Source organism: Streptomyces sp. XY006 (genome assembly GCF_002237655.1).
In the GTDB taxonomy this organism is placed as follows: Bacteria; Actinomycetota; Actinomycetes; order Streptomycetales; family Streptomycetaceae; genus Streptomyces; species Streptomyces levis.
In genome coordinates this window covers 173,715-194,440 of sequence record NZ_NOKT01000008.1, presented here as the reverse complement: position 1 = coordinate 194,440, position 20,726 = coordinate 173,715, and the positions used below count along the sequence as shown (strand labels likewise).

Sequence of the window (20,726 nt, the reverse complement as noted above, 5' to 3'; positions counted from 1 at the left end):
AGAGCCCGTTGGGAGTCCGAGCGTATAGCCCGACAAGGAGAACGGGTCACGGGTTGTACCGAACCGTTGTCGTGCTGATCACCCGGGCCCCGCGGAGGGAGTGCCGCACGAAGCGTGCGCGGTCCTCCGGCGGTCGCGGCATCCGGACCGTCGTCATGGGCGCGCACGGCAGCTCGGGCAAGGGCGGGCTCTCAGCCGCCGCACTGCCGCAGCATCATCTCCTTGTCGGCGGACGTCACCGGCAGGTCGTACTTCAGGGACACCTGGGCGAAGCGCACCGAGTAGGCGCAGCGGATCCGCTTGTCGGGAGGCAGCCAGGACGCCGGTCCGGAGTCGCCCTTGGCGCTGTTGGTCGGCCCGTCCACCGGCACGAGGTTGAGCGGGTCGTTGGCGATGGACTCCCGCTTGTCCTTCGTCCAGCGGGAGGCGCCCATCTGCCAGTCGTAGGACAGCGGCATGACGTGGTCGATCTGGACCTTGATCGCTTGCGACTTGGTCCACTCGATGACCTTGCCGGTGTACGGGTCGTGCAGCGTCATGGATATGACGACGCAGTCGGAGCCCGAACGGAAGCGCAGGTCGCGGCCGTCGCGCTTCAGCAGGTCGTTGCGCGAGTCGCAGCCGTTGTGGGAGTAGGGGACCTCGCGTGGCGCCGAGTCCATCCAGGCGTAGCCGAACTCGTCCCGGTCGTAACCGGTCCTGGGGCCGCGGCCCTTCGTCGCCACCTTCTCGATGAGGGCGCGTGCCCGCGCCTTGTCCTCGGTCGAGGTGACCGGCGCGAGGCCCGGTTTCGTGCCGTCCGGGTTGTCCAGCGGGTTCACGGCCCGGCCGTCACCGGCGGCCGGGGCGCCGGATCCCGGGACACCGCCGCCGTCCGCCGGAGGGGTCAGGCCCTCGCAACCGGTCAGCGCCGCACCGGCGCACATCACGGCGACGGCCAGCGCCGCCCCACCCCTCAGACGCGTCACGTGCGCCCCTCCCCTGCTTGCCCGTTCCGCCCTCGCACGAGCGGCCTGTGCCTGGTCCCACGGTAGCGAGGAAGAGGTTCAGACCACACCGGGCCCACATGGGCATTCCCGGCACATCGCGCGTATCGTCGGTTTTGAGTCACCTGGAAGGAGCTGCGGATGGGCATCTTCGACAAGTTCAAGGGCCAGGGGCGGCACCGGAGCAAGCAAGGCTCCGACACCGCGGAACAGAAGATCAACGAGAGGACCGGGGGCCGGTACGAGGACCAGGTCGACTCCGGCCGGCAGCGCGTCGAGGGCTCGCTGGACGCGGAGCGCGACCGGAACCGGCCCGAACAGCAGTGAGGCCTCCGGCATTTCGAGGCCGTCCGCGCAGGCGCCCACTCGGGCGCGATTCCCGCGGACGGCTTCTCGCGTAGGGGGACGGGCGGGCCTCGGCCCCCAAATGCCGGCCCGCAGCGCCCCGCCGGCAATCCCCGGGTCGCAGCCCCCCGCCGGCAAAACCCCGGCCCGCAGCCCCCAGCCCTCAGCCCTGGTCCTCAGCCCCCGCCCTCAAGACCCCAGCACCGACGTCAGGAACTCGCCGACCCACGCCAGCAGTTCGCGGCCGACCAGGGGCTTGCCGCCGACCTTCGCCGTCTTCGGGCGCGGCACCAGCACCTGGTGCACCGCCGGCTTGATGACGGCCCCCGGGTACAGCCGCTTCAGCCGCAGCTCCTGCGACTCGCGCAACTCCACCGGCGCGAAGCGGATGTTGGTGCCCTGCAGCACCACCTCGCCGACGCCGCACGCCCGCGCGAACATCCGCAGCCCGGCGACGAGCAGCAGGTTCTCCACGGGCTCGGGCAGCTTGCCGTAGCGGTCGACGAGCTCCTCGCGGACCGCCTTGATGTCCTCCTCCGAGTTGGCGGAGGCGATGGCGCGGTAGGCCTGCAGGCGCAGCCGCTCGCCGGGCGCGTAGTCGTGCGGGACGTGCGCGTCGACGGGCAGCTCGATCTTGACCTCGAGCGGCGGCTCCTCCTCGATCTCGCCGGTCTCCAGCTGGCGCCGGTAGTCCGCGACGGCCTCGCCGACCATCCGCACGTACAGGTCGAAGCCGACGCCCGCGATGTGGCCGGACTGCTCGCCGCCGAGGAGGTTGCCCGCGCCGCGGATCTCCAGGTCCTTCATCGCCACGTACATGCCCGCGCCCATCTCCGTGTGCTGGGCGATCGTCGCGAGCCGCTCGTGCGCGGTCTCGGTCAGGGGCTTCTCCGGCGGGTAGAGGAAGTAGGCGTAGCCGCGCTCGCGGCCTCGGCCGACCCGGCCGCGCAGCTGGTGCAGCTGGGACAGGCCGAAGTTGTCGCCGCGCTCCACGATCAGGGTGTTGGCGTTGGAGATGTCGATGCCGGACTCCACGATCGTCGTGGACACCAGCACGTCGAACTTCTTCTCCCAGAAGTCGACCACGACCTGCTCCAGCGCCGACTCGGACATCTGGCCGTGCGCGGTGGCGATACGCGCCTCGGGGACGATCTCGCGCAGCCGGGCGGCGGCCCGGTCGATCGACTCGACGCGGTTGTGGATGTAGAAGACCTGGCCCTCGCGCAGCAGTTCACGGCGGATGGCGGCGCCGATCTGCTTCTCCTCGTAGGGGCCGACGAAGGTCAGCACCGGGTGGCGCTCCTCCGGCGGGGTGGTGATGGTCGACATCTCGCGGATGCCGGTGACCGCCATCTCCAGGGTCCGGGGGATCGGGGTCGCGGACATGGTCAGCACGTCGACGTTGGCGCGCAGCTTCTTCAGCTGCTCCTTGTGCTCGACGCCGAAGCGCTGCTCCTCGTCGACGATGACCAGGCCCAGGTCCTTGAACTTCGTCTCGGACGAGAACAGCCGGTGCGTGCCGATCACGATGTCGACGGAGCCCTCGCGCAGGCCCTCCAGGACCGCCTTGGCCTCGGTGTCGGTCTGGAAGCGGGAGAGCGCCTTCACGTTCACCGGGAACTGGGCGTACCGCTCGCTGAACGTGCCGAAGTGCTGCTGCACCAGCAGGGTCGTGGGCACCAGCACGGCGACCTGCTTGCCGTCCTGGACGGCCTTGAACGCGGCCCGCACGGCGATCTCGGTCTTGCCGTAGCCGACGTCGCCGCAGATCAGGCGGTCCATGGGGATCGACTTCTCCATGTCCTCCTTGACCTCGGCGATGGTGGTGAGCTGGTCGGGCGTCTCCGCGTAGGGGAAGGCGTCCTCCAGCTCGCGCTGCCAGGGGGTGTCCGCGCCGAAGGCGTGCCCGGGGGCCGCCATGCGGGCGCTGTACAGCTTGATGAGGTCGGCGGCGATCTCCTTGACGGCCTTCTTGGCGCGGGCCTTGGTCTTCGTCCAGTCGGCGCCGCCCAGGCGGTGCAGCGTGGGGGCCTCGCCGCCGACGTACTTGGTGATCTGCTCCAGCTGGTCGGTGGGGATGTAGAGCCGGTCGCCGGGCTGGCCGCGCTTGGCGGGGGCGTACTCGACGACCAGGTACTCGCGGGTCGCGCCCTGCACGGTGCGCTGCACCATCTCGATGTAGCGGCCCACGCCGTGCTGCTCGTGGACGATGTAGTCGCCCGGCTCCAGGGTGAGCGGGTCGATGGTCTTGCGGCGGCGGGCCGGCATGCGGGCGCCCTCGCGGCCGGACGCCTTCTGGCCGGAGAGGTCGGTCTCGGTCAGCACCGCGAGTCTGAGCGCCGGGTCGACGAAGCCGTGCTCGATCGAGCCGCACGCCACGTGCACGACCGACGGGGAGATCTCGCCGAGGTCCCCGTCGAGGCGGGCGGCGATGCCCTCGCCGCCCAGCACCTCGACCGTACGGGCCGCGGGGCCGTGTCCCTCGGTGACGAACACCGTGCGCCAGCCGTCGGCGAGCCAGCCCTTGGTGTCGGCGAGGGCCTTGGCGGTGTCGCCGCGGTAGGTCTCCGGGGCGTGCATGCCGAGCTTGAGGGTGTCCGCGTCGAGCTCTTCGTCGGCGGCGAACGGCGAGACCGACCACCACATCATGTCCAGCTCGCGGGCCCGGTCGCGCACGTCCGCGATGGACCACAGGGAGGCCGCGCCGACGTCGATGGGCGCCTCCCCGCCGCCGGCGGTGGCCGCCCAGGAGGCCTGGAGGAACTCCTGGGAGGTGGCGACCAGGTCCGAGGCGCGGGTGCGGACCCGCTCCGGGTCGCACACCACGGCCATGGCGCCCTTGGGCAGCACGTCGAGCAGCAGCTCCATGTCGTCGACCAGGACCGGGGCGAGGGACTCCATGCCCTCGACGGCGATGCCCTCGGCGATCCTGCCGAGCAGTTCGCCCAGCTCGGGGTGTTCCTCGGCGAGGGCACGCGCGCGGTTGCGGACGTCGTCGGTGAGCAGCAGCTCGCGGCACGGCGGGGCCCACAAGCCGTGCTCGGCGATCTCCAGGGAGCGCTGGTCGGCGACCTTGAAGTAGCGGATCTCCTCGATGTCGTCGCCCCAGAACTCGATGCGCAGGGGGTGTTCCTCCGTGGGCGGGAACACATCGAGGATGCCGCCGCGGACGGCGAACTCGCCGCGCTTCTCCACCAGCTCCACGCGCGCGTAGGCGGCGGCCGCGAGGGCTTCGACGACCTCGTTCAGGTCGGCGCTCTGCCCGGTCCGCAGCGCGACCGGCTCCAGGTCGCCCAGGCCCTTGACCTGCGGCTGTAGCACGGACCGGACGGGCGCCACGACGACGGAGACGGGGCCGGTCTCGGGGTCGTCGGGGCGGGGGTGGGCCAGGCGGCGCAGCACGGCCAGGCGGCGGCCGACGGTGTCGCTGCGGGGGCTGAGCCGCTCGTGCGGGAGCGTCTCCCACGAGGGGTACTCCACGACGCCCTCGGGCGGGAGGAGGGAGCGCAGGGCGGCGGCCAGGTCCTCCGCCTCGCGGCCGGTCGCCGTCACCGCCAGCACCGGGCGGCCCGTGTCCCGGGCCAGGGCGGCCACCGCGAAGGGGCGGGCCGCCGGGGGGCCGACCAGGTCGACGTGCATGCGGTTGCCGTCTGCGGCCGCCCTGATCGCTTCGGCGAGGGCGGCGTCCTTGACGACGGCGTCGAGCAGACCGTGCAGGCTCATGGGGGGTGTTTTCCGTCCAGGGGGTGGGCAACACGACTGGCCCGACGCGCGCCGCGGGCCGGGGGTCTCCAGCGTACGTCGCTGCGCGGCTCGGCGCCGGGGCCTGTGGATGACGCCCCGGGGTGAGCCCCTGCCGCGCACAGCACCCGGCGCCGGGAAGTCCTGGAGTGGACTTCCCGGCGCCGGGCCCCCCGCAACCCCCGTGTGCGGTGGTTCCTCGGGATGACGGTGTGCCGGCCGGCTACTCCGTCGCGATCGCGTTCAGCACGTTCATCCGGCCCGCCCGGAACGCCGGGATCAGTGCCGCGAACAGGCCCACGAACGCCGAGCCGATGAAGACGCCGATGATGGTCGGCCAGGGGATGTCGAGGACCATCAGGCCCTCCAGCTCCAGCAGCTGCTGGGCCGTGGCGCCCCAGCCCATGCCCAGGCCGAGGCCCAGCAGGGCACCGAAGAGGGCGATGACCACCGACTCCATGCGGATCATGCGGCGCAGCTGGCGGCGGGAGAGGCCGATCGCCCGCATCAGGCCGATCTCCCTGGTGCGCTCCACCACCGACAGGGCCAGGGTGTTCACCACGCCCAGGATGGCGACGATGATCGCCAGGGCCAGCAGGCCGTAGATCATGTTGAGCAGCTGGCCGATCTGGTCCTTCAGGGCGTCCTTGTAGTCGGTCTGGTCGCGCACGGTGTACTGCGGGTAGTCGTGCAGCGCCGACTTCAGGGACGTGTAGGCGGCGTCCTGCTGCCCCTCCTTGGCGCTGGCGAAGACCAGCGTGTCCAGCGGCATCCTGTCGGCCGGGACGTACTTGGCCATCGTGGTGATGGAGGTGTACATCGCGCCCGCGTCGATCACCACGTCACTGCTGGTGATCGCCCGGACCGTGAGGTCGGCCGCGGAGCCGTCCTTGAAAGCCACCTTGATCTTCGAGCCGAGCGTGATGCCGTGGTCCTTGGCGAACTTCTCGTGCACGGACATCGAGTCGGGCTTGTAGGCGTCGGGGAGCTTGCCGGCGACGGTCTCGGTGCGCAGGTCGGTCGCGTACGACGGGTCGGCCGCCGTGATCGCCGTGTCCTTGAGGGTCTTTCCGTCGGGGGTGGTGAAGTCGGCCTTGGTCCACTTGTACTCGGTGACCCGCTCCAGCTCCGGCGTCGACTTCACGGCCTTGACCGCCTGGGGGGTGATCAGCTGGCCGCTGTCGGACTGGATGATGAAGTCGGTGCCGACGGTCTTGTCGAGCTGGTCGGTGGCGGAGGCCACCATGGAGGAGCCGACGACGGACAGGCAGGCCACCAGGGCGAGGCCGATCATCAGCGCGGCGCCCGTCGCGCCGGTGCGGCGCGGGTTGCGCAGGGCGTTGCGCTCGGCCATGCGGCCCACGGGGCCGAACATCCGCAGCAGGACCGCGCCGAGGACGCGGACCACCGCGCCGGCGAGCAGGGGGCCGATGACGACGAAGCCGATCAGCGACAGCACCACGCCGATGCCGAGCCACAGCGAGCCGTCCGTGGCCTTGTCGGCCGCCGCCGCCAGGTACAGGGCGAAGGCGCCGCCGGCGGTGAGGACCGTGCCGAGGATGCCGCGGATCCAGCCGGCCTTGGCGTCGGCCGGGGCACCGGCGTCGCGCAGGGCGGCCATCGGGGAGATCTTGCCGGCGCGCCGGGCGGGCAGGTAGGCGGCGAGCACGGTGACGATCACGCCGAGGACGAGGCCGACCACGGGGGTCGTCCAGGCCACGGTGAGGTCGTCGGTGGACAGTTCCATGCCCATCTGGCCCATGATCTGCATCAGGCCGACGGCGAGGCCGACGCCCGCGCCCACGCCGAGCAGCGATCCGACGACACCGAGCAGCAGCGCCTCGGCGAGCACCGAGCGGTTGACCTGCTTGCGCGAGGAGCCGATGGCCCGCATCAGGCCGATCTCGCGGGTGCGCTGGGCGACCAGCATGGAGAAGGTGTTGATGATCAGGAAGATGCCGACGAGGAAGGCGATCCCGGCGAAGCCGAGCATCGCGTACTTCATGACGTTCATGAAGCCCTCGACGTCCTTCTGGTTGGCGTCGGCGGTCTCCTTGGCGGTCTTGACCTGGAAGTCGCCGCCGAGTTCGGCCGTGACGTTCTTCTTCAGCTGTGCGTCGCTGACGCCGGCGGCCGCGGTGACGTTGACGTTGGTGTAGACGCCGGTCTCGCCGACCAGGGTCTGCTGGGCGGTCTTCGTGTCGAGGTAGAAGATCGCGGCGCCGGGGTTGGTGACGGTGAAGTCGGCGATGCCGGAGATCTTCGCCGTGTGGGTGCCGACCGCGCTGATCACGCCGATCTCGTCGCCGAGCTTCAGGCCGTGCTTGTCGGCGGTGTCGGCGTCGACCATGATCTGGTCGCCGCCCTCGGGCGCCGCACCGGAGGTGATCTTCATGGTGCGGGCGTCGGTGGCGTTCCAGCTGCCGACGATGGTCGGGGCACCGCTGGAGGGCGAGAGGTTGTCCTTGTCGGCGTCGACGACGGTGACCGAGGTGGAGAAGACGGTGCCCTCGGCCGACTTCACGCCGTCGGTCTTGCGCACCTCGCCGAGCACGGAGGCCGGCATGACCGGCGGCTTGCCGTTGTCGGCGGTCGTCTCACCGCTGTCGGAGGCGCCCTTGGCGCTGACCGTCACGTCGGAGGAGGTGGCCGCGAACAGCTTGTCGAACGTGGTGGACATGGTGTCGGTGAAGACGAGCGTCCCGCAGACGAAGGCCACCGACAGCAGGACGGCGATCGCCGAGAGGGCCATGCGTCCCTTGTGCGCGAGGAAGTTGCGCATCGAGGTCTTCAGGACGGTCATGACGTGCGCCCCCGGGCGTCGAAGTCCTTCATGCGGTCCAGGACGGCCTCCGCGGTCGGCTTGTACATCTCGTCGACGATGCGGCCGTCGGCGAGGTACAGCACGCGGTCCGCGTAGCTGGCGGCGACCGGGTCGTGGGTGACCATGACGATGGTCTGGCCCAGCTCGGTCACCGAGCGGCGCAGGAAGCCGAGGACCTCGGCGCCGGCGCGCGAGTCGAGGTTCCCGGTCGGCTCGTCCCCGAAGATGATCTCGGGCCGGGCGGCGAGCGCCCGCGCCACGGCGACGCGCTGCTGCTGTCCGCCGGAGAGCTGGGTGGGCCGGTGCTTGAGCCGGTCGGCGAGCCCGACGGTCTCCACGACCCGTGCGAGCCACTGCTTGTCCGGCTTGCGGCCCGCGATGTCCATGGGCAGCGTGATGTTCTCGATGGCGTTCAGCGTCGGCAGCAGGTTGAAGGCCTGGAAGATGAACCCGATCCGGTCCCGGCGCAACTGCGTGAGCTTCTTGTCCTTCAGGCCGGTGATCTCGGTCTCGTCGAGGTAGATCTGCCCGCCGGTGACGGTGTCGAGCCCGGCGAGGCAGTGCATCAGCGTGGACTTGCCGGAGCCCGAGGGGCCCATGATCGCGGTGAACTGGCCGCGTGCGATGTCCACGTCGACGTGATCGAGGGCGACGACCCGGGTCTCTCCGGACCCGTACGCCTTCACGACCTGCCGCGCCCGCGCGGCAACGGCCGTACGCCCTCCAGTACCCCCGTGCCTGGGAATGGTCACAGCCGAAGTCACGGTATGTCTCCTATATCGGTCAGCAAATGGTGAAGGCGGTCGCCCGGTCGACAGCCGCGGTGTGTACTGCCGGACCACGGAACCGTCCGGCGCGCCTCAAGTCTCGCCGCGGGGAGGGGCCCCGCGCCCTGGTGTTCAGCGCAGTCTTTTCCTGAGGAAAACCCCACCCCCGCCGGTGTGTGCAACCGCCCCCCGGCGGCGTAAAGCCAGGTTAAGGAGCGCCCCCTCGGCGTCTCGTCCTCCGCCGGTACGAACCCTCCCCAGGTCGTAGTACGGAGGTACCCCTAGGGGCAGTCCGCCGAAGGGTGGAGTCCGTCTCAGGGTCGGCTCCTCCTCCCGGCCCACCGAGGCTCCACCCTCCCGCGGCGTCAGGGTCAAGTGGGAAGCTGTCCGCGGCAGGTAGGTGCAAGGGGCAGGTAGACATCAGGGGGAGGAACCCGGGGTGGGCAGCACCAGTTCCGCGGCGCAGGAGTCCCTGCGCGCCGCCACGACCGGCCGCCGTGGGGCCGTCGTCGCCGCGTTGATGCTCTCGATGGCGCTGGCGGCGCTGGACTCCACCATCGTCTCGACGGCCGTCCCGCAGATCGTCGGCGACCTCGGCGGCTTCTCGGTCTTCTCCTGGCTGTTCTCCGGCTATCTGCTGGCCGTGACCGTCACCCTGCCCCTCTACGGCAAGCTCTCCGACACCTTCGGCCGCAAGCCGGTGCTGATCGTGGGGTCGGTGCTCTTCCTGCTCGGCTCCCTGCTGTGCGCGCTGGCCTGGAACATGGGCGCGCTCATCGCCTTCCGCATCGTGCAGGGCCTGGGCGGCGGCGCCCTGCAGGGCACCGTGCAGACCCTGGCCGCCGACCTCTACCCGCTCAAGGAGCGCCCCAGGATCCAGGCGAGGCTGTCCACGGTGTGGGCGGTGTCCGCGGTCGCCGGTCCCGGGATCGGCGGGGTGCTCGCCGCGTACGCGGACTGGCGCTGGATCTTCCTGGTCAACCTGCCGATCGGCGCGGTCGCGCTGTGGCTGATCGTGCGTCATCTGCACGAGCCGGAGCGGGAGATCGTCCCGCACGCGCGCGTGGACTGGGCCGGCGCGCTCGCGGTGTTCGCCTGCGGCGGGGTGCTGCTGACGGCCCTGGTGCAGGGCGGGGTGGCGTGGCCGTGGCTGTCGGCGCCCTCACTGGCCCTGTGCGGCACGGGGCTCGCCCTGGTGGCGGTGGTGGTGTGGGTGGAGCGCCGCGCGGCGGAGCCGATCATCCCGGGCTGGGTGTGGCGGCGCCGGACGATCGCCGCGGTCAATCTGGCCCTGGGCGCACTGGGGTTGCTGATGGTCGCGCCGACGGTCTTCCTGCCCACCTACGCCCAGTCGGTGCTGGGCCTGGCGCCCGTGGCCGCCGGGTTCGTGCTGTCCGTATGGACGTTGAGCTGGCCGGTGTCGGCGGCGCTGAGCCAGCACGTGTACCGCAGGATCGGCTTCCGCAACACCGCGATGCTGGGCATCGGGGCCGCCGCGCTGGTCCTGCTGGCGTTCCCCTTCCTGCCCTATCCGGGGCGGGCCTGGCAGCCGGCGCTGCTGATGCTGCTGCTGGGCGCCGCGCTGGGCCTGTTCCAGCTGCCGCTGATCGTCGGGGTGCAGTCGACGGTGGGCTGGGCGGAGCGCGGGACGACGACCGCGTCGGTGCTGTTCTGCCGCCAGACCGGCCAGACGATCGGCGCGGCCGTCTTCGGCGCGGTCGCCAACGGGGTGCTGGCCGCCCGGCTCGGCGGCGCGGGCGACCTCGACTCGGTGACCCGGGCGCTCGACTCGGGCGCGGCGCCGGAGGCGACCAGGCAGGCGATCGCCGAGGCGGTGCACGCCGTCTACCTGGGCGCCTCCTGCGCGGCGGCGCTGGCGTTCGCGGTGCTGCTGTTCCTCGCGCCGAGGAAATTCCCCGTGCTGGGGGACTGACCTTCCGTACCCTCCGGTCCATGCTGACCCTGGAACGGCTGCGCGCCGACCACGCGGACGCCCTGCTGGCCTTCGAACGGGAGAACCGGGCGTACTTCGCGCGCACGGTCCCGGACCGCGGGGACGCCTACTTCACACCGGACGGGTTCGCCGCACGCCACCGGGCGCTCCTGGCCGAGCAGCACGCGCGCGTGTGCCACTTCCACGTCCTGCTGGAGGACGACGTGCTGATCGGCCGGGTGAACCTGATGGACGTGGCGGACGGCAGCGCCGAACTGGGCTACCGCGTCGGCGAGCGCGCCGCGGGCCGGGGCGTGGCGACGGCCGCCGTCGCGCAGCTGTGCCGGCTGGCGGCCACCGCGTACGGGCTGACCTCCCTCACCGCGCGGACCACCCTGGACCATCCCGCCTCCAGGAAGGTGCTGACCCGCAACGGTTTCACCCCCGCCGGGGAGACCACCCTGGCCGGCCGGCCCGGACTCCTCTATGTACGCCGGGAGTTGGCCGCCACCCCGCCCCTGACACCCGGAAACAGGGGTTAACGCGGGTAACACCCGAGGTCAAGAAGGTAAGCGCATACCGACCAATCAGTTTGGCGAAACCCTCGCGCAGGCCCGGTACCCCGCAGTAACGTGCGTGGCCGCCCGCCCCCCACCTCCCTGCGGTCCGCCGCACCGGATCCGACCCGCGCAAGGAGCACCGGGATGTCCTACGACCCGCCACCGTCCTACCCGTACCCGCCACCGGACTCGTCCCCGTCGTACGACACCTACCCCTGGGTGCCGCGGCAGGAGCCCGAGCCGGCCGGGAGGCGTCCCCAGCGCCACGCCGCCCTCGGGCACCACAGCGACCTGCGGGTGCTGCGCAGCGCCTACCGCTGGCAGCGGCGCGTGGCCACGCTCACGGCCCTCGGCTACTTCGTGCTGTTCCTGCTCCTGTCGGCGTTCGCCCCGTCACTGATGACGAGCACCGTCACCGACGGCCTGCCCACCGGGCTGCTGCTCGCCCTCATCCAGGTGCCGGTGACGTGGGCGGCGATCGCCCTGTACGAGCAGACGGCCCGCCGCCGCGTCGACCCGATCGCGGACCGGATCCGCAAGCAGGCCGCGCTGGACGCCAAGCGGGAGGGAACCCGGTGAACACCGTGTTCAGCGGAAACGCCCAGGCGATGTCCCTGGTCGGCTTCTCCACCGTCGCCACCATCACGCTGCTGCTGTGCGTGATGACCGGCCCCGACCGGGACGACCTCGACGAGTTCTACACCGGCTACGGCTCCCTGTCGCCCATGCGCAACGGCCTCGCCATCGCCGGCGACTACATCTCCGCCGCGACCGTCCTCGGCACCGGCGGCGTGATCGCCCTGTTCGGCTACGACGGGACCGTCCTGGCCCTGAGCACCGCCCTGTCGCTGATGCTGCTGATGTTCCTGCTGGCCGAACCGCTGCGCAACGCCGGGCGGTTCACCATGGGCGACGCGCTGACCCGCCGGATGCCCGGACGCGCGGTGCGGATCGCGGCCTGCTCGGTGACCCTGGCGGCCCTGCTGCCGCTGATGCTGGTCCAACTGGCCGGGACCGGGCAGCTGATGGCGTTCATCCTCGGCTTCTCCGGCGAGTCGCTGCAGACCGGCTGCATCATCGGCGTCGGCGCGCTGATGATCAGCTACGCGGCGATCGGCGGCATGAAGGGCACCGCCCTCATCCAGATCCTCAAGATCGTGATGCTGCTCGGCTCCGGCCTGGTGGTCGCCGTGCTGATCCTCAACCGCTTCGACTGGGACCCGGGTGCGCTGTTCGGCGCGGCCGCCGAGAACAGCGGCGTGGGCTCGGCGTTCCTCTCGTCCGGCCTGCAGTTCTCGGGCGGCGCCAGCCCCGACCTGGACATGATCAGCTCGCATCTGACGATCGTCCTCGGCGGCGCCTGCCTGCCCCACGTCACGATGCGCATGTACACCGCCTCCAGCGCCCGGCAGGTACGGCGGTCGATGTCCTGGGCCGTGTCCAGCGTGGCGCTGTTCGTGCTCGTCATCACGGTCATCGGCTTCGGCGCGACCGCGCTGGTCGGGCGGGCGGTGATCGCCCAGGTCGACCCGCAGGGCAACACGGCCTATCTGCTCGGCTCCCAGGCGGCGTTCGGCGCGGACGTGTCGGCGGCGGAGACGTTCCTGTTCACGACCGTCACCACGGCCGTCTTCCTCACGCTGCTGGCCTCCGTCGCCGGGATGATCCTGGCCTGCGCCAACTCCCTCGCGCACGACGTGTTCGCCACCCGCGTGCACGAGATGTCCCCGCGCCGCGAGATGGCCCTGGCCCGCATCTCGGCCCTGGCGGTGGGCGTCGTCGCGATCCTGCTGGCCACCCTCGTCCAGCACCGCAGCCTGCAGCCCCTGGTGACGCTGTCGTTCTGCCTCGGCGCCTCGGCCATCGCCCCCGCGCTGGTCTACAGCCTCTTCTGGCGCCGCTACACCCGCGCGGGCCTGCTCAGCACCCTCATCGGCGGCTCCCTGGCCGTGCTGCTGCTGATGCCGGGCACCAACCTGGTCTCCGGCTCACCCGTCTCCGCCTTCCCCGAGGCCGACTTCAACTGGTTCCCGTTCACCACCACGGGCCTGCTCTCCATCCCCCTGGGCTTCGCCTGCGGCTGGCTGGGCACGCTGGCCTCCGGCCGCCGCAAGTCGGAGGAACAGCGCCACCAGTACGAGGCGGTCGAGGGCTGGATCCTGGCGGGCGCGGTACGCAGGAACGACTAGGAGGAGGAAGGGCCGGGACGGCGACGGAAGTTCCGTGTGGCACGCCCTGGGGGAGTTCGTCCGCCGTGCGGTCCGGGCACGCCCTGCCGGAGTTCGTCCGCCGTCCGGTCCGGGCACGACCCGCCGGAGGTCGTCCGCCGCCCGGCCCTGGCACGACCCGCCGGAGGTCGTCCGCCGCCCGGCCCGTGCACGCCCCGCCGGAGTTCGTCCGCCGTGCGGTCCGGGCAGGCCCTGCCGGGGGTCAGTCCGCCGTCTGTCCCGCCCACGCCGTCAGGCTGCTGTGGACGTGGTCGATGTGGGCCCGTACGCCGTCCCGCTGGTCGGCGTGCTCGCGCAGCAGCCGTGCCGTCTCGCGCTCGACCGCTTCCGCCCGGGCCCGGGCCCCGTCCAGCAGTTCCGCGGCCCGGGCCTCTGCCTCTTCCGTCAGGGCGAGGGCCTCGCGCTCCGCGTCGGCGAAGGCCTGCTCCGCCTCGGACAGCAGCCCTTCGGCGCGGGCCAGTTCCGCCGCGTGCCGGGCGTCCACGGCGGCCGCCCGCCCCGTCTCCTCCCGGCCGGCCGCCTCCCACCGCTCGGCCCGTTCCTTCTCCTTCTCGGCCAGCATCCCGGAGGTCCGCTGCCCCATCTCCCGCAGCGCGGCCAGCACCTCACCGCGCTGCTCCTGCGCCTCGCGCCCGGCCTCGCCCAGGATCTCGTCGGCCTCGGCACGCGCCGCGAGCAGCCGCTGGCGGGCGCGTTCGTCGGCGTCGGCCCGCACGGCATCTGCGTGCGCCTGCGCGGACTCGCGCACACAAGCGGCAGAGGCCCGCGCCTCTTCCACCTGTTGACGTGCCTCCCGGCGCGCCCTCTCCCGGACCGCAGCGGCCTCCTGCTCACCGAGCTCGTACAGCCGCCGGGCCCGCTCCCCCAGCGTCTCGTAGGTCTGCGGGCCCCGTCGCGCCACGGTCTCCCGCAGCCGCGCCAGTTCCTCGTCCATCCGCCGGGCGAGCACGGTCAGCCGGGCGGCCCGCTCCCAGGCCGCGTCACGGTCCGCGGAGAGGTCCGCGGCGTACCCGTCGACCTGCTCGGGACGGTAACCGCGCCCCCGTACGACCGGAAAGCCGTACGAGGACACCGATGCGCTGCTCATCCTGGGCCCCTCTCCACCACGCCGACGCGATATGCGAGAAATGGGATGATGTCGCGCACATCTTGGTGGATCGGATGGAAGTGTTCATAACGCGACACTCCGCACCGGGGTCACGGCCGCCAGGCGGCGACGGCCGCGACGCGCTCCTCGCTCACCGCGGCCTTGCAGTGGTGCGTCGCTGTCACTGCACTGCCGGAGCGGAGCAGGAAGGTGTGACCGCCCGGCGAGAGAAATCTCCGTACCGGCGCGAAAAAGCCGGGCCCGGTCGCGCGAACGACCGGGCCCGGCTCCTCACGGCACGTCGGCCGCGACGCGTCACGGCGTCACGGCGTCACAGCAGCCCGTCCCACATCTGCTCCAGCAGCACCGACCACCAGCTCTCCGGCGAACCCAGCGCCGCCGGGTCCAGCGCGGCCAGCTGCGCCTGGAAGTCGACGGTCCAGCGGCCCGCCTGCTCCTGGTTCAGCCCGAACCTGAGCCGCCACATCCGGCCGAGCAGCGCCAGGCAGCGCGCGAACTCCGGCAGCCCGGTGTTCACGAACTGCGGCGGTACGGGCGCCCCGCCCGGCCCCGCCTCCACCGGCACGGCGACGATGTTCGCCGTGCCGTACTGGACGCAGATCGCCTTGCCGAAGTCACTGCCCATCACCAGGTACGAACCCGCGTCCGAGGCCGGCTGCACACCACGCTCGGCCGCCAGCTCCGCCAGCGTCGGAACGGGCCGGCCCGGCTGCGCCTGCGCCCAGAAGAACGGGCCCATGTCCATCGGCAGCCCGGCCGCGACCAGCGTGTGCGCCACGATCGGCGGCACGCCCTGCCGCGACACGGCGGCCTGTTCGAACCGGAACACGCCCGGCCCGAACGCCGCCGCCAGCTCCTGCGCGATGGCCTCCGGCGGGATCGGCGGCACCGCCTGCACCGGCGGCAGCGGAGCGCGCACCGGGGCCGGGCGCGCCGGGCCGTCCGCGACCTGGTGCAACTCGCCCTGGTGGGCCAGCAGTTGCTGCATGCCCTGCTGCCGGCTCGCGTGGTCCGTGCCGTACGGCGCGATCGACGTGATCCGCGCCTGGGGCCACTGCTCCCGGATCATCCGCGCGCAGTACGCGCCCGGCAGCTCGCACGACTCCAGCTCGGTGTGCAGCTCCAGCACCTGGTCCGGCGGCACGTTCATGGCGCGCAGCTCGTGGAAGATCTGCCACTCCGGGTGCGGCGTGCCCGGCGCCGAACGCCGGATCAGCTGCTGCTCGGAACCGTCCTGCGCGCGGTAGCGCAGCACGGCCTGGTAGCCGGGACCGACGGTCGGCTGCCCGGTGGGCTGCTGCGGATAGCCGTACGCCGGCGGCTGCCCTGGAACGGGCTGACCGGGCGGCGGCATCGCGCCGGGCATCCCGCCGTGCGGCATGGGCGGCACACCAGGAACGCCCGGGACGCCCGGGGCGCCGGGGGCCTGCGGCGGCGGAGGCACACCGGGGCCGCCCGCGGGAGGCGTGGCCAGCATGGTCTCCGCGTGGTGCACGGGCCCGGACCCACCGGGCACACCCGGGGCCCCAGGAGGCTGCGGAGCACCGGGCACACCGGGAGGCCCGGGCGGAGTGGGCGCACCGGGCACGCCGGGCGCCTGCGGGGCACCGGGCGGATGCGGCACGCCGGGCCCACCCGGCCCACCGGCGGCTCCCGGAACACCGGGCGCACCAGGAGGCCCCGGCGGCTGCGGAGGCTGAGGACCGCCCGGCCCCATCCGACCGGGATCGGCAAGCATCGTGGCGGCATGATGCACACCACCGGGCGGCGTACCGCCGGGAACACCGGGCACACCGGGCGGCTGCGGAGCCCCCGGGGGCTGCGGCGCACCCGCACCGCCGTGACCGCCCGGAACACCGGGGGCACCAGGCGCGTGCGGAGCACCCGGGGGCTGCGGCCCACCCGGACCGCCGTGACCGCCCGGAACACCGGGGGCACCAGGCGCATGCGGGCCACCCGGAGGCTGCTGGGCACCCGGTCCGCCCGGGGCACCGTGGCCGCCCGGAACACCGGGGGCACCAGGCGCGTGCGGGCCACCCGGAGGTTGCGGCCCACCCGGGCCACCCGGGGCACCGTGGCCGCCCATGGCCCCCTGCGGAACACCGGGGGCACCAGGCGCATGCGGAGCACCCGGAGGCTGCGGGGCACCCGGGCCAGCCGGGACACCGGAACCACCCGGGGCACCGGCAGCCCCCTGGGCACCGTGGCCGCCAGGGGCACCAGGCGCGTGCGGCGCGCCGGGCGCGCCCGGGGACCCAGGTACGTCCTGGCCGCCGAGGCTGCCCGGGCCGCCAGGTCCGCCCGCGGCAGGGGCTCCCGGGCCTCCCGGGCCCTCGGGGCCGAGCGCCGAGACCATCTGCGTGGGCACGTAGCCGCCCGCCGGTGTACCCGGCGCTGCGGGCCCCGACGGCGCGGGCGTGTCGCCCGGCCGCACGCCCGGCGTCCCCGGGGCACCCGGCGGAGGCGGCGTGGTCGGACCCGCGCCCCGGCCGCGTCCCGGCGGCGGGGTCGCCTTGCTGGTCGCCGCGTCGGCGATGTCCCCGGCGTGCTGCGCGCTCCCCGGCCCGGCCGGCGGCTGCGGCACACCGGCCTGACCAGCGGATCCACCGTGCCCGCCAGGTCCACCAGGCCCACCGGGCCCCTGCGGATACCCGTACGGCTGACCACCCTGCGTGGGCGGAAGCGCGCTGCCGTGCGGCACACCGGCCGGTGGCGTACCCGGCCCGCCGGGCGCGGCGGCCCCGGGCGGATAGCCGTACCCCGGCCCACCGGGCGCCGCGTTCGGGTCGTCGATCGCCGGCGACAGCGCCGTCGGCGGAAGCTGGCTGCCGCCCGACATCAGGGCCGTCTTGGCGTCGGGCGTCGTCGACGGCGGCGGGGTGTCCCCTTCGCTCTCACTCAGCGGCGGCGCGAACACCGTCGCGGGCAGCGGCACGGAACGGTCGTCACCGGCATCGCCGTTGGTGTCCGTCCCCGCCCAAGGAGTCGCCCCCGCGGGCGCACCCGGAGCACCGGGAGCACCCGGCGCACCCGCAGTACCCGAGGCGTCCGGAATACCGGAACCGTCCGACGCGGCCCCCGCGTCGCTCCCCCCGGCGGCCGGCCACGACGCACCACTCCCCGGCGCCACGGGCGCACCCGCACCACCCGCGCCCCCCGGAGCACCCGGAGCACCCGGAGCACCCGGAGCACCCGGAGCACCCGGAGCGTCCGCCGAGCCATTCGCGCCACCCGCGCTGCCTACGCTGCCCGACCCACCCGTGCCGCCGGACGTCGTCTCCCGCCGGTCCGGGATCCCCAGCTTGTCCGCCGCGTCCTGCAGCCACTCCGGCGGAGTCAGCAGGAACGACGTCTGGTTCAGATCCACCCGCGCGGGCGCCGCCGGCACCGGCTCGTCCGCCGTGTCGGAACGGCCGTACTCCTCCTCGTACCGGCGGATCACCTCACCCACCGGCAGCCCGGGCCACAGCGTGGCCTCGCCGCTGTCCCGCGCGATCACCAGCCGCTGCGCGCCGCCGTCCGAGCGCGGCCCGTCCGCCCGGTCCTCGGCCCACACCACGAACCCGAGGTCGAACTCCCGCACCCGCACCTCACGATGCTGGTACGCCGGCAGGTCCCCGTTGATCCACTCTTCCGCGCGCTCCTGCGCCTGTGCGAAGGTCACCATCGCCGACTCACTCCCCCACGGCCGACGACGACACCGCGTCCACCGGCACCACACGCGCGAACCCACCGTCCACCATCAGGTTCGCCACCGTCTCCAACTCCGGCGGATCGCCCGCCAGCCGCGACAGGAAGACGTCGAAGTCGTCCCCGCACGGCAGCAGCAGCCGCTCCACCCGCTCCGCCGGCGGCAGCGAGGGATCCACGTCCCGCGCGTCGTCGTACGCGCAGAACCACACCGAGCCGATCCGCTCGCCCTTCACCTTCACGGCCAGCAACCCGCCCTGGACGAAGGAGATCCCCAGGTAGTCCTTGGTCAGATGGTCACGCAGACACTTGTTGACGTACACCAGGTCGTTGACCGCCGCCTCGTCGCGCACCGTGAAGAACGGCTGGTCGATCAGCAGCCCCAACTCCGCGTCCAGCGCGGCACCCACCGGCGCGCAGCCGCCCGCCGCCTTCAGAAACGACCGGTACGCGCCCGGCAGCCGGTAGCCGAGGTCCTCCTCGACGCCCTGCACCTGCGACTCCGTCACCGCCACACCCGACTTCGGCAGCCCGAAGTGCGCCGGACGCGTCTCCTGCAACGGCCGCGTCCCCCGCTTGGCATGGTCGACGCCCGACGTGGCCACCCCGCCGTGGTGCCGCAGCAGCGCCTTCACCTCGACCGGGATGAGCTCCAGCCGCCGCGAGCCCACCACGTGGTGCCACGTCCAGCCGTGCGGCGTCGCCACCGCCGGCACCGTGTCCCACAGCTCGTGCCCGGACGCCGCCAGCGCCGTGTTCGCCGACACGTAGTCCGTCAGCCGCAACTCGTCGACGCCGAAACCCTCCGGCGGCTCCGCGATCTCCGCCGCCGCACGCGCGTAGGGCGAGAAGTCGGGGTAACCGCGCTCGTCCACCCGTACCCCTCTCGGGTGACGGGCCGCCCGGACCGGGTCCGGGAAATGCACGACCTGCCCGGCGTAGGCCGCGTTCGGCGGCGCGGCTTGCTGCCCGAGCCGACCTGTCGTCATGGCGGTTGCCCCCTGCGGCACTCTGTACGACCCGTATTGACCACCCTTGGCGCACTACGGCCCGTATCGACTGTCACGTCCACTGTCTCGACTGCTGTGCACCTCGGCGCACATCACCGCACGCGCCCACCTCACGGATCACCCTCCGGTTCACTGCATCGATCTCCGAACGGATCACCGCATCGCCCGCGGTGCCGACAGCCTATGCGGTACGACGACACCGGTCACCGGCACCGGTCCGCACCCCCTCCGCTTCCGTGACCAGGCGTCACCCCACCGTGACGGCACGCCCCGGTACGGGCGTGTCGCCCCGCCCCAGCTTCCGCACGAGCCACGGCATTTGGCAGTCTGTGACCTCCCGGGGGATGCACGGAGGGGTAGACGATCATGAACGCGACACAGACGGGACCACACACCGGACGGTCCGCCGACCCACGAAACGGCGACCCCCGCGACGCCGACCCGCGCACCGGCGACCCCCGCAACGGCGGCGACCCACGCATCGGCTGGAGCGCCACCGAAGCCGCCCACGCACCCGTCCTCCTCCACCGCCGCGACGGCATCCTCCCCACCGTCGCCGCCGCCCTCTCCGTCCGCGGCGCCACCCTCACCGGCACCGCCGCCCGCGGCGACACACCCCCCGCCCTGCACCCCCTCGTCCAGGACTTCCTCGACACCCTCACCAGCGCACAGCGCGACCGCTTCACCGGCCGCTGCGCCGAGACCATCCTCATCTCCCGCCACATCGCCGCCGCCGACGCCGCACGCAGCAAACGCGCCGCACGCAAACCCATGACCAACGGCGAGGCACGCAAAGCCCTCAAGCAGGCCAAACTCACCGCCCGCCGCATCCGCGAGGACGGCGACCCCCTCCACGGCAGCTTCGCCACCCCCTGCCGCGCCTGCACCGCGCTCAGCGCCCACTTCGGCGTCCGCATAGTCGACCCGGCCACCCGGAACTGACGCCACCACCCCCCACACCCGCACGACCCGACACTCCGGCGCGCCCACCCACGCGCCACCCATGACCTCGACGAGACGAAGGGCAGATGCAGACCGACCGCACCTCCTCCACCCGCTTCGCCGTACCCGTCGACGCCGCCCTGCGCGCCGCCGGCTGGCAACCCGGACGCTGGGACATCAAACAAGCCGAGATCTGGGCCGACGCCCTGCGCGACCACGTCTCCCCCGCGGGCCACCGCCACACCGTCTTCCCCGCCGCCGTCGAGGCCTGGGCCGAATTCGGCGGACTCCACATCACCCCCACCGGACCCGGCCGCCAGGTCGCCCCGGCCACCCTCCACCTCGACCCGCTGCACGGCCTGCACATGGCCCGCACCCTCGGCGACCTCGGCCGCGCCCTCGGCACCGAGGTCTGCCCCCTCGGCGCCGAAACCGACACCCAGGGCCTGCTCGCCATCGACACCGACGGCCGCGTCTACACCCTCGACCACACCGGCGACTGGTACCTCGGCCCCGACATCGACCAGGCCCTGACCACCCTCATCGCCGGCACCGCACCCGCCCGCCTCACCACCGGCTGACCCGGGCCCGC

14 protein-coding genes are annotated in these 20,726 nt (G+C 72.9%); 7 read left to right on the top strand and 7 right to left on the bottom strand.

The window, feature by feature from the left end; all coding sequences use genetic code 11:
• Positions 1-191: 191 nt before the first annotated feature.
• Positions 192-968 carry an HNH endonuclease family protein gene (locus CHR28_RS11930; RefSeq protein WP_256984225.1) on the bottom strand — a complete coding sequence of 259 codons (777 nt, stop codon included), beginning with the start codon at positions 966-968 and terminating at the stop codon, positions 192-194.
• Between the two features lie 159 nt (positions 969-1,127).
• Here CHR28_RS11930 and CHR28_RS11925 point away from each other — a divergent pair, with 159 nt between their 5' ends.
• Positions 1,128-1,313 carry an antitoxin gene (locus CHR28_RS11925; protein ID WP_094053524.1) on the top strand — a complete coding sequence of 62 codons (186 nt, stop codon included), beginning with the start codon at positions 1,128-1,130 and terminating at the stop codon, positions 1,311-1,313.
• Between the two features lie 207 nt (positions 1,314-1,520).
• Here the strand turns inward: CHR28_RS11925 and mfd are convergent, their stop codons facing one another.
• The 3 genes from mfd to CHR28_RS11910 form a co-directional block, all read right to left on the bottom strand.
• Positions 1,521-5,054 (bottom strand): transcription-repair coupling factor, encoded by a 3,534-nt coding sequence (gene mfd / locus CHR28_RS11920; RefSeq protein WP_094053523.1) that lies wholly within the window; start codon positions 5,052-5,054, stop codon positions 1,521-1,523.
• A 241-nt stretch (positions 5,055-5,295) separates the two neighbouring features.
• The gene (locus tag CHR28_RS11915) at positions 5,296-7,875 is read right to left on the bottom strand and encodes an ABC transporter permease (RefSeq protein WP_094053522.1); all 2,580 of its coding nucleotides are present in this window, start codon (positions 7,873-7,875) and stop codon (positions 5,296-5,298) included.
• Entirely contained in the window at positions 7,872-8,660 is a 789-nt protein-coding gene (locus CHR28_RS11910; protein WP_094053521.1) for an ABC transporter ATP-binding protein, read from the bottom strand. Before CHR28_RS11910 ends, CHR28_RS11915 begins: the two co-directional genes overlap by 4 nt.
• A 442-nt stretch (positions 8,661-9,102) precedes the next feature.
• On the opposite strand from CHR28_RS11910, the gene CHR28_RS11905 reads away from it, so the two are divergent.
• The 4 genes from CHR28_RS11905 to CHR28_RS11890 all read left to right on the top strand — a co-directional run bounded on the left by CHR28_RS11905 (position 9,103) and on the right by CHR28_RS11890 (position 13,345).
• Complete coding sequence (locus tag CHR28_RS11905; protein ID WP_094053520.1) at positions 9,103-10,596, top strand: MFS transporter; 1,494 nt, start codon at positions 9,103-9,105, stop codon at positions 10,594-10,596.
• Between the two features lie 20 nt (positions 10,597-10,616).
• Complete coding sequence (locus CHR28_RS11900; RefSeq protein ID WP_094053519.1) at positions 10,617-11,138, top strand: GNAT family N-acetyltransferase; 522 nt, start codon at positions 10,617-10,619, stop codon at positions 11,136-11,138.
• A 162-nt stretch (positions 11,139-11,300) separates the two neighbouring features.
• Positions 11,301-11,735, top strand: a complete 435-nt coding sequence (locus CHR28_RS11895) for a DUF485 domain-containing protein (protein ID WP_094053518.1) — start codon at positions 11,301-11,303, stop codon at positions 11,733-11,735.
• On the top strand, positions 11,732-13,345 hold the full coding sequence (locus tag CHR28_RS11890) for a sodium/solute symporter (protein ID WP_094053517.1): 1,614 nt from the start codon (positions 11,732-11,734) through the stop codon (positions 13,343-13,345). The genes CHR28_RS11895 and CHR28_RS11890 overlap by 4 nt, the downstream gene beginning before the upstream one ends.
• 241 nt (positions 13,346-13,586) lie before the next feature.
• Here the strand turns inward: CHR28_RS11890 and CHR28_RS11885 are convergent, their stop codons facing one another.
• From CHR28_RS11885 to CHR28_RS11870, 3 genes are all read right to left on the bottom strand, one after another.
• A complete protein-coding gene (locus tag CHR28_RS11885) occupies positions 13,587-14,471 on the bottom strand; it encodes a cellulose-binding protein (protein ID WP_094053516.1) in 885 nt (294 codons plus the stop codon).
• 331 nt (positions 14,472-14,802) lie between these two features.
• Positions 14,803-18,159 (bottom strand): SUKH-4 family immunity protein, encoded by a 3,357-nt coding sequence (locus CHR28_RS11880; protein ID WP_256984224.1) that lies wholly within the window; start codon positions 18,157-18,159, stop codon positions 14,803-14,805.
• A gap of 7 nt (positions 18,160-18,166) precedes the next feature.
• Positions 18,167-19,171 (bottom strand): SMI1/KNR4 family protein, encoded by a 1,005-nt coding sequence (locus CHR28_RS11870; protein WP_094053515.1) that lies wholly within the window; start codon positions 19,169-19,171, stop codon positions 18,167-18,169.
• A 387-nt stretch (positions 19,172-19,558) separates the two neighbouring features.
• Between CHR28_RS11870 and CHR28_RS11865 the strand changes: the two genes are divergently transcribed.
• Complete coding sequence (locus CHR28_RS11865; protein WP_094053514.1) at positions 19,559-20,134, top strand: YwqJ-related putative deaminase; 576 nt, start codon at positions 19,559-19,561, stop codon at positions 20,132-20,134.
• Positions 20,135-20,220: 86 nt separating this feature from the next.
• Entirely contained in the window at positions 20,221-20,715 is a 495-nt protein-coding gene (locus CHR28_RS11860) for an SUKH-3 domain-containing protein (protein ID WP_094053513.1), read from the top strand.
• Positions 20,716-20,726: the final 11 nt, after the last annotated feature.